Below are 15381 nucleotides of genomic sequence, written 5' to 3'. Positions count from 1 at the left end.
CGCCTCAATCGCGAGGCTGCAAGTTTGAAGTATAGCGCCAGGGCGATTTGTGACGGTTAAGTAAAACCGCGCATTATTTGATTGCCGGGGTGAGAAACGGGCTTTCGCTGCCGACTTCAATCCTTGCCCGTGCTGGTCATCAGCGCGTAGCCCGCTTCGATCACCGCGCCCTCGATTATGCCATCGGCCAGCCGGTAATGCGGCGGGGCGAACACGACTATGGTGGAGCCATGTTCGAACCAGCCCATCTCCTGCCCGCGTGAAAAGGCGAATGCGCCTTGCCACACGCCCGCCACGCTATCGCGCACATTGCGGATGGGATCGAGGAAGGGCAGGCGGATGCTCGCCACCAGTATCGCCGCCACCGGCACCAGCAGCAGCCGGTCGCCAGCGGCAAGGGGGCCAGCCAGCCGCCCGGCCAGCCGCACGCTGATCGGCGCGCGTTCATTGCGGCAATAAAGCCGCTCCACCCGTTTGAGCGCCACCGGGTTCACATTCCACGTATCGCCGGAGATATAACGCACCTGCTCCACCACCAGATCGGCGGGCGCGTGGAAGCGGTGATACATGCCCGCTGTCAGCCGCAGGGTGACGAACTGCCCGCCCTCAAACTCGCTTGCCAGCGCCGCATCGCCCAGCAATTCGGCCAGTTCATAATCGAAGCCCTTGATCTGGTGCGCCTGCCCCGCCGTGACCGTTCCAGTTGCGCCGACGATGGCATCGCACGGGGACGCCAGCACGGCGGGATCGTCCACAAACGCCCGCGCGCCGGGCTTCAGCCTGCGGGTGAAAGCATCGTGCAGGCTGGAAAATCGCGCTTTCTCCGCGTGTGTCAGATCGACGTCACAAAACAATTGCCAAAGGGCGATCGAGGGCAGCCGCACCAGCGGATGTTCGCGCTTGCTGAACCAGCCCATGAAGCGGGTCGCGGCATGGCGCGGGATGCAGTTGGTGAGGAGGAAGTTGAGATCCTCCTGCGCGGTCAGGCGCTTGATGGCGGATCGCAGACTCATGGCGGGCTTCCCGGGCTGAATGTGAAGGAGCATTTGTGAAGATATCTTCGATTGGCTGGGCCTTGCTGGGCAGTGCGGCGGCGCTGGTGACATTGCGCCCCGCCCGCCGCCGCCTCCAGCTCTCCGCCGCCAAGCACAAGGGGCTGGTCGGCCATGTCCGCATGGCCAAGCGCGCGGCGCGGCTGATCCCGCACTATGCCTTTGACGAGGGCAATTTTGCCAACGCCGATGATGCGCCTGCCGATGTGGCGGCACAGCGGCAGGAAGCATTTGCCGCGCTGGCGGACACCTATCGCGCTCGCTTCCCAAAATCTGCCGAGATGAGCGCACAGGCGGCGCACAGCATCCCCGATGTGGACTTCACCAGCACTTACCGCGTGCCATTCCAGTTCAGCGCGCTGGTGCGGCGGCATCTGTCTTCCGGATCGTTCTATCAGGCATCGTCCGGCGTGAAGCTGACCGATCTGGACGGCAATGCGTTTTACGACCTGACCGGCTCCTATGGCGTCAATCTGCTGGGCGTGGATGCGTACCGCGATCTGGTGGCGCAGGGGATTGCCAGCACCGCCGATCTTGGCCCGACCCTGTCCGGCCTGCACCCGCTGGTGCTGGATAATGTGGCGCGGCTGAAGGAAATTTCCGGGCTGGATGCGGTGTCCTTCCACATGTCCGGCACCGAAGCGGTGATGCAGGCGGTGCGGCTGGCACGCTATCACACCGGCCGTGCCCGCGTGGTGCGCTTTGCCGGGGCCTATCACGGGTGGTGGGGCGATGTGCAGCCGGGCATCGGCAATCCCGTTCCGGCAGACAACACGCTGACGCTGGCAGACATGAGCGAGGCGGCGCTTAAGGTGCTGGCAACGCGCCGGGATATCGCCTGCGTGCTGGTCAATCCGTTGCAGGCAATGCATCCCAACAGCAATGCGCCGGGCGATTCCACGCTGGTGACAGGCCGCAAGCAGGCCAGCGTATCGCGCGCCGATTACGCCGCATGGCTCGCCCGCCTGCAACACACCTGCAACAAGGCCGGGATCGTGCTGATCATGGATGAGGTGTTCACCGGCTTCCGCCTGGCGCAGCGCGGGGCATGCGAATATTTCGGCGTCACGCCCGACATGGTCACCTATGGCAAGACGCTGGGCGGCGGACTGCCGGTGGGCGTGGTGTGCGGGCGTGCCGCCCTGATGAAGCGTTACCGCGAGGACAAGCCCGCCGACATCTGCTTTGCCCGCGGCACGTTCAATTCCCACCCCTATGTGATGGGCGCGATGGACGCCTTCCTGCGGTACATGGAAACGCCCACGGGCATGGCGCTGTATGACGGGCTGGACGCGCGCTGGAATGACCGCGCCGACAGCCTCAACGCGCAGCTGGAGGCTGGCGGATACCCGGTTCGGATCAACAATCTGGGCACCATATGGATGGTCTGTTTCACGCAGGCGGGCCGTTATCACTGGATGCTGCAATTCTATCTGCGCGCGCAGGGACTGGCGCTGAGCTGGGTGGGATCGGGCCGCTTCATCTTCAGCCTGGCCTATACCGATGATGACTTCGCCGAGGTCGAGCGCCGCTTCCTCGCCGCTGTGCAGCAGATGCAGAGCGGCGGCTGGTGGTGGCGCGCCAGCGAAGGCGAGGCGGGCGACAAGGCGATCCGTCGCCGGCTGAGGAACGAAATGATCGGCCACGTGCTGGGCCGCTCCGCCTAAACCAAATTCGGCTGAGCCGGGATCAACTGGCCTTGCCGGGCCGCCATGCTGCCGCGCGCCGCGCCAGCTGGCCCGGTGCACGGCAATAGAGGCGAAAATCGTTGAACGGGTCGGTCAGGATCTTGGTCGCCCAGACCAGACCCGTCTCCACATCGCGGATGAAGAACAATTGCACCGTGCGGAACACCAGTCCGCCCACGCCCAGCGCCAGCCACATCATGCCAAGGTTCTCCAGGAAACTCATCAGTCCGGCATGCGGCGTAACCAGTCCGAACAGCGATGGATTGGCCAGCAGCAGCACCGGGCTGAACGCCCACAACCCCATCAGCACCACCTTGCGCGCAAGGTTGTAACCGACCTTGATCTCTTCCTTGTATTCATGGCTGCAATCATTGACCTGATCATAGTCATGCGGCTCGAAAAAGAAGTGGCCCGCCTGGCGGCTGGTCATCGAAATGCCCCAGCCCAGCAGCGCCGCCAGCCACGGATCGCGCCACACGATCACATAGGCGACCAGAAAGGTTATCGCGCTGACGAAGTGCAGGCTCTGGTTGACCAGATTGTGATGGTAATAGCGGTGATCGTCCCACCGCTGTTCGCGCAAATGGTCCCGAAAATGCGCCAGTCTGCTGTCTTCACGAATGTGCATGAGATGTCTCAACCTTCGATCTTTTCGTAACGGAGGAGCGAAAAATGGCCGAGCGGAGGCAGATCGCGCCGCTCGATCAGGCGCACGCCGGAATTGCGCGCCGCCCATTCCTGATATCGCTTCCAGGGAAATTCGGTGCGCCAGCCCAGCTTGCTGGTGACCGGCATCAGCGCCTTTTCGATGCTGCCGCGCAGGCCATGCCCGGCGCCTATGCGGGTGGTGATGATGATCTGGCCGCCGGGTTTCACCACACGCAGGAATTCGTCGAGAGCGGCCTCCGGGTCAGGCACGGAGGTGACGACATATTGCGCCACCACCACATCGAATTCATCGTCGGCGAATTGCATGCGCTCGGCATCCATCGCCGCCAGCCTGTCAATGTTGCAAAGGCCCAGCCGGGCGGCGCGCTTTTCGGCCTTGGCGAGCATGGATTGGGAGATATCGACCCCGGTCAGCCGGCTGTCGGCACGGTAATGCGGCAGGGATATGCCGGTGCCGATCCCCACCTCAAGGATGCGCTGGCCAACCTGCTCGGCCGCAACCACAGCCTCGCGCCTGCCAGTGGCGAAGACTCCGCCGAAAACCAGATCGTAAATCGGTGCCCAGCGATCATATGCTGCCGCCACACCTGCCGTTTGCATTGTCATAAGTGCAAATTGCTCCCTCTTCATCAGGGCAGATGCGTTGCGAATATTGCATGCCTGCTACAGACCCGGGACAGAGATGTGTCCGCAAGGGCGCGCGGCGGCGTTCTCAGCTGCGGATTTCTTCGCAAAATCGGGCGATAAGCGCCATCGCCTCGCCGCGCGGGCGGTCACGTTCGCGCAACAATTCATGGCCCGCACCGAAAATTTCATGACGGCTGAGGCGCGGAAGACAGGCGGCCAGCCGATTGATCGCGCGATTGTCCACCACCAGGTCACTTCTGGCGCACAGCATCATGCACGGCAGCACCATCGGCCTTCGCCGCAATTGCCGCTCACACGCTTCCAGCGATGCGACAGCTCCCGCCAGCCAGCCCCACGTAGGGCCGCCGCGCGCCAGTTCCGGCTGCTTCGCCTTCCACCATAATTTGTCTGCATGACGATCGGGGCAGGTGGTGATGTGCTGGCGCGGAGTGGGCGTTTTCTTGCCCCACACCGGCTTGCTGCTCAGCATGGGAACCCGGCCCAGCTGCCCCGCCAGGCCGATGGTGCGCTGGCCAAGCGGTCCGGCCCTGATCCCCAGCATGGGCGAAGACAGGATGATGCCATCGGGCTGGATTCGCCTCTCTGCCACTGCGCGCAGCACCACATGTGCGCCCATTGAATGGCCGATCACGACATGCGGGCCGCTGGATCGTTCCATCCACTGCGCGGCAAAGCCTTCAAGGTCGGACAGGAAAAGGCCGAAATCGGGCATGTGGCAACAGCCGTCCGCGTGGGTTTGCCCGGACCCGCCCTGCCCGCGCCAGTCAAAGCCGGACACCTGCCAGCCTGCCGCGCTCCACGTCTGCACCGGCTCCAGATATTTCTCGAAGAAATCGGCCCGCCCGCCCAGAAACAAGATGTTTCCTTTTGGCAAGGGTGCCTGCGCGGGCAGCGAAAAACTGCGCAAACTCCACCCGTCATCAGCCAGCCATGGCGTAACCGACATGGCTTCTGGAAGTATCCGGCGCGGGAATACTGTGTGGCGGGGCATTATGTTCGCCACTTATCTCCCAAAACGCGCCAGATGCAAAGAGCGGTTTGCGGCTATCGTCAGATGGTCACAATTGTCGCATTAATCATGGACGCTGCCGTCTTGCTGGATAAAGCGCAGGGTGACCTTCACGCCCAGCGGGATAATTGGCGAGGAGCCATCAGCCGCATCTGCATCAAGGCCGACAGCCTGCCTCACCAGATCCTCACGGGCAGGAATGTCGAGCAGTCTGGTCGCTCCGATATCAGGAAAATTTCCCGCATCGCGGGTCGCCAGCGAGGCGCTTCCCCGGCGCGGCATGGCATAGCCCGGCTGCGCGATGTCGCTGCTGATGAACTGGTCGCGTCCCTCCGGGTAGCCGGGAATGGCAGCACCTTCCCCGGCAATCGCCAGTCCGATGAAGGCGCTGTCCTGCCCCTCGATCGATAGGCAGTTCAAATCGCCAAATATGGTCGAGCGGGTGAGGTGCAGTCTGGCCATGCCGTCCACGGCATTGCGCTGCCGGTAGCCGTCCACCACACTGTCCGTCATGTACACAAGCGATTGGCCATGCGTGACGATTGGCCCGATGGCGCAGGACTGAAGGCTGAGGGCGCACCTGTCAGCGCCATCGTACCAGCAGCGGATTGCCGGAGCCATCGTATCCCTGCTGCGCATGCGGGCAATCGGCGCGACAATGCAGGATTCGAGCGCGGCGGAGACCTTGCCGGTAATCTCGATCGATCCATCCAGCGTGAGGCCCCTGAGTGCGACCGCAAGGCCTCTGTGCGCGGCGGTGAAGCGCAGAACTCCGGCGATAACAGGCGTTTCGCCTGAACGCGCCTCTATGGTGATGTGCCGCGCGCGGTTGGGATCGGGCGGACAATTGCCGGTCTTGTCCGCCAGCCCCGCTTCTCCAAGTTCCTGCCGCGTGGAATCGAGCAGGCGGATATGGATATCAGCCGAAACTCCCGCCGCGATGTCGAGCGCCTCTCGCAGGCTGCGGAAATACTGCACCCCGCCGCGCGATCCTGGCGGGGCCGAACGGTGGACATGCGCCACCCAGCAGCCGCTGGCCGCCGGTTCCAGTTCTGAGCGCCTGTCACACGGGAGTATCTCGCTGATCGTGCAATCGACGAGAATATCGGCCATCTCGAAAGGACCCCGGCCCAGCAGCATCCGCCCCGTTTGCGGATCGACAATCGCCTCACGCTCGCCGATGTCCCGGCAATACCAGCCGGACAGTTCGCCCATCCGCAGGGAGAGCCGCTGCCAGCTTCCATCATCCTTGCGCACGCTGACGCAGACATGGGCGGCGAGCACATCGTCCCCCAGCTCCCGTTCCAGCGCGGGACCAGTGGCAAGATCGGTGCCTCCATCGCCCCCCGGCCGCTGGTAGAGCGGAGCATCGAACCCCAGCGGATGCAGGCGGAAGCAGCGGCCATGCGGGCCTTCGCGCCGTGCATGGACGGGCGTGGAGCCGCGCAGATGGCGCAACCTTGCTTGCCAGACAGTGATCGCTGCCCCTCCTGCGGCGTCGTCTGTCCTCACGCTGACAGGCCACCCGCTCAATTGGGAGAGGTAGCGCTGCGCTGCTGAAGCGGTGCCGCGGGTCTGGTTGAGTTGCGCCGCGCTGGCCACCATTGCCCGCGCATCATACGCGCCTTCCGGCGGTCCCTGCCACCCGGCCAGCTGCGCCAGATCGCCAAGCACCCCCGGGGCGCAGGTTTCCACAAACCAGTCCGCATAGAGCGCCTGGATATCGCGCTCCACATCGCCGCGGGCGCTGTCCAGCAGCCCTGTCAGCGCCTGCAACTGGCCATTGCCCGCCAGCCTATCCGCCCGCCGGTAAAGCTCTGGCAACAGATCGAAGAATGATGGGGCTGCGCGCATCATGTCAGGCTCACCCGTGCATCACAGCTGGCCGCCAGCACGGGCATCTGGGCGGCATAGTGGTGATCGCCGGCGGTAATGTCAGAAGGGCGCGGCTCGAGCCGGTCCAGCGCGGCATCCTCGCCCGCGATCCTGATCGTGCAGGGACCGACGCTGGCGACGCCGGGCACACGCCTGGCCACCATTTCGACATGCTGCCTGTCCAGCGGTTGGCCGATCGTCCACGCCCCGGGGCCAAAGGCATCGTAGAGTGCCTGTGCCACCAGTCCCGGAAGCAGATCGCCATTGGCCTGCGGTGTCGGCGTGACCTGCACCTCAAGCGAGAACAGTAGCGGCCAGGCGCTGGACACGGCCAGATCGAGCGCATCGGCCCTGCACTGCGCGATGGCCGTTTCAAGTGCTTGCGTGCGGTCAGATCGCTCCTGATCGCCCAACTCTGCATCCCACAGCACACTGATCGCCACCTTGGTGCCCTTCTCCAGCACTTGCGCGCGGGCGGATACCACTCCGGCAAAATCCTCGGCAAAGGCGACATAGTCACGCAGCGTCACGATCCGCTGATTGATGCACCTGTGTGACGCCGCCCTGCGGCAAAGCGAGGCGATTGGCTGGCTGTCCCTGCCCCCGCTGGCCGGCAGGGGATTGGTACACTTGCTGACCCCGGAAGATCGCCGGCGCAGGACCCGCAGGCTGTTGGCCCGTACATTGCCCGCTGCGCCGCCTCCGGTGCGGTATGTGGCCGCAACATTGCTGGTTCCGCCGGGCAGGGCGGCGCCGTTGCGCCCGTCGCCAAAGCGAAGCCGCGACTTGCCGTGCGGCCCGTTTTCAATCTCGAACACCCGGTCATCGGGTCCGGCACAGGCGATGCTGGCCGTCGGATACCAGCGCTGTCCCTGCTTCAGCAGCTGTGCGTCCTGGCGGGTTATGGCGCCAGCGGGTGGATCGACATAGACCTCAAGATCAGGCCACGCCGCACCGCTCGCATCGGGGCCGGACCATGCCAGCGGGGAAGTGCTCAGCTGAAGGGCCCTGCCCTGCCTGCCGCCTGGCCCGTTGCCCTTCCCATCACCCAGCACCTCCACTGCGATGGTCTGCGTCTGCTGTCCCGTGACAACATTGGCAGAGACGCGGCAGTTCGCCCGGTCGAAGGGGACTGTGACCGGAGCGATCAGGCCGACTTTGCCGCCTGCCAGCAAGCTGTCGCCAGTCACATCTTGTGCGACCTTGACCGATTGCGCCACGGATTGCTGCCAGGAGGCGGGGGATTGCCAGACGCAATCATGCAGCGGCGGCAGGGGAAAGGCCGCTCCGTCCTCGCCGGCCACCTGGCATGACTTCTCGCCCTCACCCGCCATAACCAGTTCGAGCAAGGGGAGCGGCTGGCACCAGACGTCTTCTAAAGGCGCTATCAGGTGCCAGCCCCGGTCCCCATCGCGGATCAGCCATTGCTGGCCCGGAACATGGGCGAGGCAGCTTGCACTGCGTGACAATGCCAGGCCCGCAGCAGCAAGCAGGGGGCGCGCGGCAGTGCCGATCACGCCCTGATCAAGCTCCGGCATCACGCTGTTGCGTTTTACTCCGGGCAACAAGCGCACCGTGGCTGAAATCGCATCGTCCAGTTCGCCTTCCAGCAGAGCCAGAAGGTCTGGCACCGCGAAAAGCGCGCGGCGCGGCCCGGACAGGATCAGCTTGCGATGCATGCCCAACCCCGCTGCCGGTGATCCCAGATCCAGTATTGAACCCTGCAGTGGAGCTTCGGGAGGCGGGGTAGCCAGCGGCGTGGCCATGCCGGTGCTGAAGAACAGGCGAGCGGTGCGCAGGTCCATCAGCGTGACCGCCGGGGACGGTTCAGCCAGCGTTACCGATGTGACATTGGCGGCCTTGCCAAATGCGCGGTGCAACCGGGTGGATGCACTCTCGACCCTGTAGGCATCAGGATCGACAATGGCCGGATCGGGCAGGCCGGGTGTCTGTGCCTTCGACCCGGCAGCGGCCATCAGGAAGCGGGCACCCGCCTTGAGCCCGTCGACCTTGCGGTCCAGCACCAGCTCGTCAGCCGCATTGGCGAAATCGGGCCACTGCCTGTCAACCGGATCGCCCCGCTGCGTGGCGGCCAGCAATGTCTGGCCACAGGCGGAAAGCCCGTTCACACCGGGCAGAGCGACAATTTTCGCCACACGCACAACGGTGCCGCGCTGGACCAGCAGATAGCGATCCAACTTGTGATGGTCCGTCTGCTCGGCCTTGGCGAGCGGGTTCTTGAGCATCCATGCAAAATCAGCGCCATGCGGTGGATCGACCCGTTCCCAGCTGGCGGCTTGCGACACGGCAATTCCTGCAAGCGCAAAGCGGGCGATCAGATCGCTGCCCGACGTCCCGCGCTGCACCAGTTCCTTTACCATCGAGCCATCGGCGCTGAACAGCACAAGCACTTCATCCGAAAGGCTGTGCCAGTGGATGGAGTCGTGGTGTGTGCGGATGATGCCGGTGGCGCTGGCAGCAAACAGGTCCGTGCCGTGCAACGCCAGCGATGTGATCGCGGGCGCGGGATCGGACAGGCCCCTGTTGCATTCCCGCCAGCGGCCTAGGTTGGGCGTGGCGACCATTCCGGCTCCAGTTCCCACGAACAGGGTCTTGCCGCCATGCGCCATGCACAGGCTGGTGCAGGCGACATCGGGATTGCCCGGCAGGCTGGCCTTGTACCATGAGAACAACGGCGCCGGTTTGCCCTTTGCGCCCGTTTTCTTTCCCGCCTTGCTGACGGGATAGACGAGCAGGCCATGCTGGCTTGCCGCCACGATCGAGCCTTTGAACAGCGCCAGCGCGTTGACCGCCACCCCGCTCAGGCCGGGATCAAAAGTTCCGGCCCTGGGCAGCTTGGTGGTCACTTCCCATTTGGCGGTGGCAAAGTTGAACAGCTGCAACCCCAGGTTGGTGGCCGCCACAATCCGATCCGGCCCCGTTCCGCTGCCGGGGATGACCAGCAGATCATTGATGGGGGCACCGTGCGCCTTGGCCGATGGGCCGACCTGCGCCCAGCTTGCCCCGCGATCATCGGAACTCAGCAACAAGCCAGCAGCGGTTCCGGCATACAGCAGACCGTCGCGCTTCTGCCCGCGATCGAGGTGCAACAGGTGCAAAAGCCAACGCACGATGCTGAACTTTTCAAGCTGGCGGACAAGCCAGCAGCTGCTGGGCTGGTCATGCACGATCACCGGCAGATCCGTGATGGCGCGAATATCGTGCCGCCCGGCCGGGAGCCTTGCCGCCTTCCACTCACCATGTTTCTCGCGAACGTACAGGCCGCCGCCGGTGCCAGCCAGAATTGTGCCGTCGGCAAGCTGGTGGACACAGCTGACATCGCCCGGCGGCAATCCCTTGCTGGCGTTCTGCCAGCGCTGTCCCAGCTTGGCGTTCAGCTGGACCAGACCACCCGGAACAGTGCCAGACTTGCGCTGCTGGTCGGCGGGAAGCTCGCTCCACGCGCGCGCAGTCCGGCCGAACAGGCCCGCGCGGTTACGGAATGTCTCCACCGTCTGGACAGCGTAAGGCTGATGATATGGCTTGCACTGCGGCTCTGGTGAATACAGCTGCGGGAACGGAGTGGACCAGCTGGCCAGCGTCACGCCCGCCAGACTGTCATGTTCGACAGCGTCCACGATGACGAAGACAGAGCGTGCCTGCTTGGGCGGCGGATCGGCGCCCGGATCGTCCGCCAGGGTGATCAGCAGGCCGTCGCCCTTGTGCAGATCCACCGATCCTGCCGGAAAGGCCATGCTCAGCGCGCCGGGCCTGATAACCGCCGCGCTGGCCACCGATGGCCTGCCCAATGTCATCGCATTCCAGCGCAGCTTCAGGTCGATGATATCGGTGCTTTCGAAGATCACCGGAGCTTCGCCCGCAGGCGGAATGTTCTGCACTGCAAGTGCGCCGCGCTGCGCCAGTGAAACCTCGCGCGGCTGGCCCGCCGCATCGGCCAGGGTCACGCTCAGCAGCGTGCTGGCCACCTGTGGCGGCTGGCGCTTCAGTCCGGCCATGCGGGCGAGCCACAGGATCGATGCGTCTTCCTGCGCGCTGGCAAGATAGGCCTCGTCGGCAATGCGATCGCGGTAGAAGCCGAGAATATCGCAGGCGGTTGCCCATGCTCCCAGCAGGGCCCGGCTGACATCGCCGGGCATGTCCGAAACCAGCCCCGCCAGCGTGGGCGTGCGCCCTGCTCCGGCCAGCAGGCGCCTCAGCACCGCAGCCGATGCCGGTGATGGGGGCGCTTCGGCGTGGCTTTCAACCGGGGGGACTGTCTCGCTCATCCCGCGTCCCCGATGTGCACCACATCACCCAGCAGGCAGGCAGGCGCTATCAGATCGAGCAGCGCGCGCCTGAAGTCCGCATCCACGCTGCGGCCCGCACCGCGCCGGACGGATATGTCGATACGGCGCAAACCGTTGGCGAATGTGGGCGCGCCACTTGCGCCAGCCACATCTTCATGGCGGGCAACCAGCGCTGCATAGTCGGCAGGGGTGACGCAGCGGCCCGGCGCGGCACCCTCGCACCGGGACAGGATCGTGCGGCGTGCAGTGACCAAAGGCTCGGCATCGCATCCGCCAGATGCTGGCAACGGGTTGCTCACCTGGCGAATGCGCTGGTCGGCATCGACGAGATGGACCAGGGTGTTGGCGGCGATATTGCCGCGCGCGCCCTTGCCGGACCGGTATGTGGCATAGGCGGGCACATCGCCTGGAACCGGATGGGCCGGATCATCGGCAAAGCGCAGCCGCAGCAGATCATCCCCGATCACCTCGGGCACAAAGGCGCGGGTGCCGGGTGCAATGGACAGCAGATCACGGCGGGCGCTCCAGCGCGCAAAGGGCCATGCTGCGTGCTGGCGATCCCATTGCTCATCCAGCCACATCACCGGCTCGGCCATGTCTGGATCGCACGCCAGCTGCGGCGCCAGTGGCAGGCCTTTGGCCCGGTCGCTATCGAATGGCATGGCGAAAGCTGGCGCGGGCGCGCGCACCAGTGCCGCTGTACCGCAGCGATCCAGCACCACCGGCTCTGCAAGCTCAACCGCCGTGCCTTCCTCAGCCACGGCGATATTGCCCAGCACCTGCCAATGACCGGATGTGGGAATGGCAGGGGCCAGCGCATCGGCGGGCAGCCATTCCACGCGCGTCTCATCGCCTTCCACGTGCACGCTGCTGAGCCTGACACCTTGCGCCCAGCCGCTTTCCACGTGCCGGAACAACAGGATATCACCCCTGCCCAGCCCTTTTGCGCGCGCATCCAGCATGGCATGGCAGGCCCCCGCAAGGAGAGTGGGGCAAGCGTCCGACAGGCTGAATCTGGCATTCTCCCGGCGCACGGTCAGTGGATGCAGGGTGGAAAATCCGGTTGCAGCATGTGCCACATCGCCAGCCGCATCTGCCGCGCCCACATGCACCGCATCATGCCCGGCCAAGCGGCTGAGTGCCTGCGTCCCTGCGGGCAGTTCCACAGCGTCTGCGCCGGTATCAAATTGCAGCAGCGTGCGGGCACAGCACCCCTCATTCAGCCGTTTTCCCAGCAACACGGCGTGGCGGGCGGCTGACAGGCGTTGCCGGCAGGTCTGAAGATAGGCCTCCGTCGCGGCCGCATCCTGGGCATAGGACAGATAGTCGCCGATATAGGCCATAGCCTCGATCAGCGTCATTTCGATGCTGGCCACCGGCAGATCCGCCGCACCGGGCACCGCCGCTTCCAGCTCGGCAATCAGCAGACGCCGCATGCTGGCATAATCGCGCGCCAGATAGGTGCTTGCCGCCGCCGTCACGCGGTCTCTCCATAATATGGCAGGACGATACGGTGCGCGGTGCGGGTGCGGGCATCGCAGTAGGTCACGTGCACTTCCGCCCGCTCGCCAGCAGGCTTTATGTCCACCGCCAGCACATCGATCGTCGTGCCCCCCCACTGGCGGATCGCGCTTTGCACCAGCGCGGCGAAGGCTGCGGTAACGGCTTCCGAAGAAGGATCGAACACCAGATCATGCAGGGGGCTGCCAAAGTCGGGGCGGTTCACGCGCTCGCCGGGCCTGACCAGCACAATCTGCGCCAGCATCTGCGCCAGGACATCGTCAACCTCGGCCAGCCGGGTCGGGCCGGCAGGCAACAGGCCATAGGGAAAGGCGGCTCTGGTGGTCACAGGATCGGCGCCCCGTCGATCTCGCCGCCGCCTTCGATGGCAAGCCCGCCCTCGATGGTGACCGCACCGGCCACATTGGCCTCCAGCTCCACCGTCAGCGCGCCTGCCACGTTATTGTCGCCCTCAATCGTGACCAGAGGCATCATGTTGACTTCGCCGTCCACGCTCACCTCTGGTGCCTCAACCTCGATCGCTTCCCCGCTCAGCTCGATCGAGGAAGCGGGCACGGCCAGCGACAGCACTTCGGGCGTCATGTTCAGCGTGCTCTCGGGCACCGTCATCGATATGCGCGCCGCGGTTACCGAAACCCGCGCTTCGGGGACGGTCTGGGTGATGCTTTCGGGCGTCATCTGGAAGTTGGCTTCGGGACAGGTGAGCTTGATGCCTTCGGAATTGAACACCATCGACAGCGGCACATCCACGGCGGGGGTGTTGCAATGGACGCTGTAGCCGCCAACCTCGTCCAGATCGTTGATGATGATGGTGGTGTGCGCGGTCTTGAACACCTTGAGTTCGGGAACCACCGGTTCGGGCGCGTGGATGATATCCTCCGGCCCCCAGAAGCAGCCCGCCCAGACCGGATAATCCGGGTCACCGCCTTCAAATTCGATCCACACATTGGCGCCCACGGGCGGAATGGCATAGAACCCCACATCCTTGCCCGCATAAGGCACGCAAGGCAGCGCCCAGTTCAGCAGCGATCCGGAAATGGATGGCACCCTGGCAATGATCCGGCCCTGGAACAGCGGGTCCTTGTTCTCCATCACCTTGCCGCGATACTTGCCCCAGAAGCGCTCCTCGCCAGCTTTTTTCCTGCGCAGCCACTTCATGCCGCCACCTGCGAAATAGTGCTGCCAGTACCCTCACGGGCAAGCGTGAAGGACTGGGTATAGCTGCCAATGCCGAGGTTATGCGTCACCTGCTCGACCCGGTAACGCCCGTCATAATGCGTGCCCACACCGCGCAGGTCGATCAGGCCCGGCACATCCAGCACGCCGCCATAGCGCAGCGTATCCAGCTCGCCCGTAACCTTCAGCACCCCTTGCGAGGTGGTATCGGTGCGGACCTGCGCATCGTGCATCGCCTGCAGATAGCCATGGCGCGGATCGGTATAGAGTTCGCGCCGTTGCATCAGGCCCAGCGCATCAAGCGCGGGATTTGTGGCCAGATGCGGAATGCGCGTGCTGCCCACCGTTACCAGTGGCGCATCGATTTGCGTATCATTGTCCTGCACCATGCCCAGCACCTGCACCGGCGCGGCAGCATCGAGCTGGAAGTTGATCTTCGAGACATTGGTCGCCCCGCCAAGGTCGACCGAAAGCGGTGTTTGCACGCTACCGATATTCTCCGGTGGTCCCCATGAAGCGATATTGGTCTGCGGTGCTGGCCCCGGCCTGACGGCAAAGCGATAGCCATTGCGTGCGGCAATCCGGGACAGGAAGGCTCGGTCCGTATCGTTCTGCTGCGATGTGCGCTCTATCTCCAGCGGGACCAGATCGAACGGCGTTGGGGTGACTTCGGGCACGATCCCCACCAGCGAATATTTCGCTAGCACCAGCGCGGCGATGGCCGCATCGCCCATCTCCGGATATTCCAGCGACAGTTGCAGCCGGTCCATCACGATGGACACATCCTCGCCCGACACGACCAGTTGCGAGGCACCGCTGTCCCCGTCATGCGACAAGGCCTGCGCGGTGGCGAAACCATCGATCAGCGTGGTGCGCTGCGATCCCAGCCGGACCATCACCAGCACCCGGCTCCACGGCTTGACCATGCCGCCGGTCAGCAATGCGAAGTCGGCCCTGGAGCCGGTTTCCCGGTCGAGCCGGAAGGTCAGCTGGAAAGTCCCCGGAGCCTGGCAATTGCGCGTGACCTGGGCACCGCGCAGCAGCGCCGTGACCTGCGCCGGTGCCGGACGGGCAACCATGTCGCCCAGCCACAGTTCGAGCTGGATGGACCCGGGCGCGCTCATTCATCCACCTGCGCGCAATCATGGTCCAGAGAGGGTATCTTCAAGGTCGTGCCCGGTTCAACCAGCGCGAACGGATCGAGCGTGGGATTGGCATCCGCGATGCGCCAGAAAGCCAGCGGGTCGCCCAGTTCACGCGCGGCGATCGTGTCCAGTCTCTCATCGGCGCCAACGGTCACTTCATGGCTGGCGGGCACAGCGGCATCGTCGCGGATCAGGCGGCGCGCCTTGTACACATATTCGCGCCCGTCGCTCCTGCGGTGGAGCCTGTTGGGCAGGCCGTGATAGCGGCTGGAGGGGTCGAACATCTGTGCG

At 64.7% G+C, this 15381-nt stretch carries 12 protein-coding genes; 1 reads left to right on the top strand and 11 read right to left on the bottom strand.

Annotation, left to right across the window (positions count from 1 at the left end; all coding sequences use genetic code 11):
- Positions 1–116 precede the first annotated feature (116 nt).
- Positions 117–1013: an archaetidylserine decarboxylase gene (asd, locus tag ABDZ98_RS06945; protein ID WP_160589977.1), complete on the bottom strand. Its 897-nt coding sequence runs from the start codon at positions 1011–1013 to the stop codon at positions 117–119.
- 35 nt (positions 1014–1048) lie between these two features.
- Here asd and ABDZ98_RS06940 point away from each other — a divergent pair, with 35 nt between their 5' ends.
- Complete coding sequence (locus tag ABDZ98_RS06940; protein WP_337190154.1) at positions 1049–2719, top strand: aminotransferase class III-fold pyridoxal phosphate-dependent enzyme; 1671 nt, start codon at positions 1049–1051, stop codon at positions 2717–2719.
- 22 nt (positions 2720–2741) lie between these two features.
- On the opposite strand, the gene ABDZ98_RS06935 is transcribed toward ABDZ98_RS06940, so the two are convergent.
- The 10 genes from ABDZ98_RS06935 to ABDZ98_RS06890 all read right to left on the bottom strand — a co-directional run bounded on the left by ABDZ98_RS06935 (position 2742) and on the right by ABDZ98_RS06890 (position 15374).
- Positions 2742–3368 carry a DUF962 domain-containing protein gene (locus tag ABDZ98_RS06935; RefSeq protein ID WP_237437376.1) on the bottom strand — a complete coding sequence of 209 codons (627 nt, stop codon included), beginning with the start codon at positions 3366–3368 and terminating at the stop codon, positions 2742–2744.
- A gap of 8 nt (positions 3369–3376) precedes the next feature.
- On the bottom strand, positions 3377–4009 hold the full coding sequence (locus tag ABDZ98_RS06930) for a class I SAM-dependent methyltransferase (protein ID WP_237437377.1): 633 nt from the start codon (positions 4007–4009) through the stop codon (positions 3377–3379).
- A 112-nt stretch (positions 4010–4121) separates the two neighbouring features.
- Positions 4122–5048, bottom strand: coding sequence for an alpha/beta fold hydrolase (locus ABDZ98_RS06925; protein WP_237437378.1), 927 nt, complete (start codon positions 5046–5048; stop codon positions 4122–4124).
- Positions 5049–5129: 81 nt separating this feature from the next.
- A complete protein-coding gene (locus tag ABDZ98_RS06920) occupies positions 5130–6923 on the bottom strand; it encodes a hypothetical protein (protein WP_160589982.1) in 1794 nt (597 codons plus the stop codon).
- Positions 6920–11227, bottom strand: coding sequence for a baseplate J/gp47 family protein (locus tag ABDZ98_RS06915; protein WP_160589984.1), 4308 nt, complete (start codon positions 11225–11227; stop codon positions 6920–6922). Before ABDZ98_RS06915 ends, ABDZ98_RS06920 begins: the two co-directional genes overlap by 4 nt.
- Positions 11224–12729 (bottom strand): baseplate J/gp47 family protein, encoded by a 1506-nt coding sequence (locus ABDZ98_RS06910; protein WP_160589985.1) that lies wholly within the window; start codon positions 12727–12729, stop codon positions 11224–11226. Before ABDZ98_RS06910 ends, ABDZ98_RS06915 begins: the two co-directional genes overlap by 4 nt.
- The gene (locus tag ABDZ98_RS06905) at positions 12726–13097 is read right to left on the bottom strand and encodes a GPW/gp25 family protein (protein WP_160589987.1); all 372 of its coding nucleotides are present in this window, start codon (positions 13095–13097) and stop codon (positions 12726–12728) included. The genes ABDZ98_RS06910 and ABDZ98_RS06905 overlap by 4 nt, the downstream gene beginning before the upstream one ends.
- Positions 13094–13927 (bottom strand): phage baseplate assembly protein V, encoded by an 834-nt coding sequence (locus ABDZ98_RS06900; RefSeq protein ID WP_202385933.1) that lies wholly within the window; start codon positions 13925–13927, stop codon positions 13094–13096. The genes ABDZ98_RS06905 and ABDZ98_RS06900 overlap by 4 nt, the downstream gene beginning before the upstream one ends.
- The gene (locus ABDZ98_RS06895) at positions 13924–15069 is read right to left on the bottom strand and encodes a hypothetical protein (RefSeq protein ID WP_160589988.1); all 1146 of its coding nucleotides are present in this window, start codon (positions 15067–15069) and stop codon (positions 13924–13926) included. The genes ABDZ98_RS06900 and ABDZ98_RS06895 overlap by 4 nt, the downstream gene beginning before the upstream one ends.
- Positions 15066–15374, bottom strand: a complete 309-nt coding sequence (locus ABDZ98_RS06890) for a LysM peptidoglycan-binding domain-containing protein (RefSeq protein WP_160589990.1) — start codon at positions 15372–15374, stop codon at positions 15066–15068. The genes ABDZ98_RS06895 and ABDZ98_RS06890 overlap by 4 nt, the downstream gene beginning before the upstream one ends.
- Positions 15375–15381: the final 7 nt, after the last annotated feature.

Source organism: Alteraurantiacibacter aestuarii, assembly GCF_039523595.1.
Lineage (GTDB): Bacteria > Pseudomonadota > Alphaproteobacteria > Sphingomonadales > Sphingomonadaceae > Alteraurantiacibacter > Alteraurantiacibacter aestuarii.
The sequence above is the reverse complement of the archived record's forward strand: the minus strand, read 5'-3'. Positions and strand labels throughout refer to the sequence as shown.

Coding starts and splice junctions, on each gene's coding strand:
- ABDZ98_RS06930 (WP_237437377.1), bottom strand. CDS start 4,009: ATGCAAACGGCAGGTGTGGCGGCAGCATATGATCGCTGGGCACCGATT.
- ABDZ98_RS06900 (WP_202385933.1), bottom strand. CDS start 13,927: ATGAAGTGGCTGCGCAGGAAAAAAGCTGGCGAGGAGCGCTTCTGGGGC.
- ABDZ98_RS06920 (WP_160589982.1), bottom strand. CDS start 6,923: ATGATGCGCGCAGCCCCATCATTCTTCGATCTGTTGCCAGAGCTTTAC.
- ABDZ98_RS06895 (WP_160589988.1), bottom strand. CDS start 15,069: ATGAGCGCGCCCGGGTCCATCCAGCTCGAACTGTGGCTGGGCGACATG.
- ABDZ98_RS06935 (WP_237437376.1), bottom strand. CDS start 3,368: ATGCACATTCGTGAAGACAGCAGACTGGCGCATTTTCGGGACCATTTG.
- ABDZ98_RS06925 (WP_237437378.1), bottom strand. CDS start 5,048: ATGCCCCGCCACACAGTATTCCCGCGCCGGATACTTCCAGAAGCCATG.
- asd (WP_160589977.1), bottom strand. CDS start 1,013: ATGAGTCTGCGATCCGCCATCAAGCGCCTGACCGCGCAGGAGGATCTC.
- ABDZ98_RS06915 (WP_160589984.1), bottom strand. CDS start 11,227: ATGAGCGAGACAGTCCCCCCGGTTGAAAGCCACGCCGAAGCGCCCCCA.
- ABDZ98_RS06890 (WP_160589990.1), bottom strand. CDS start 15,374: ATGTTCGACCCCTCCAGCCGCTATCACGGCCTGCCCAACAGGCTCCAC.